Genomic DNA, 551 nt, shown 5'->3' with positions numbered 1-551 from the left:
GCCAGCCGGCGCGCGGCCGGCTCCCGGGGCGATCAGTAGCGGTAGGTCACCGCGCTCATGCCGAACCAGCTGTTCTTGCTCTGCACGACCGGGCTGTTGCTCGAGGAGCCGAACAGGCGCGTGAGGCCGCCGGTGGTGGTGATCGACCAGCGCTGCGAGAGCGAATGAGTCCAGGCCGCCGACACGGTCGCGCGATCGAAACCGCCCTTGGTCGAGTAGGCCGCGAAGCGGCTGCTCGCCGCCTGCGCGGCACTGACGCCGAAGAAGGTCTGGTTGTAGCGGCCGCTGCCGGCATGCAGGCTGCTGGTCACGCTGGCGCTGTCGGCCGCGGTCTGGAACACCGGCACCTCGAGGTCGAGATGGCCGCTCACGCCGCGCGTGGTGTGGGTGAGCGGCTGGTCGAGCGTGACGCTCACGGTGGACACGCCGAACACGCGCGCGCCGGCCTTCAGCGACAGCAGCAACGAGCCGGGGATGTTGCCCATCCCCTTGAGGTAGTCGGAGCCGTTGCGGTCGAAGCGGTTCTCGTCGGCGCGGCCGTCGTCGTAGGA

1 protein-coding gene is annotated in these 551 nt (G+C 70.2%); it reads right to left on the bottom strand.

The annotated features are described in order from the left end of the window. Positions 1-32: 32 nt before the first annotated feature. A partial coding sequence (locus FQ705_RS27605) for a MipA/OmpV family protein (RefSeq protein WP_144146712.1) occupies positions 33-551 on the bottom strand: 519 nt, incomplete at its 5' end.

Origin of the sequence: Paraburkholderia sp. BCC1884 (genome assembly GCF_900996225.1) — a bacterium.
Lineage (GTDB): Bacteria > Pseudomonadota > Gammaproteobacteria > Burkholderiales > Burkholderiaceae > Paraburkholderia.
The sequence above is the reverse complement of the archived record's forward strand: the minus strand, read 5'-3'. Positions and strand labels throughout refer to the sequence as shown.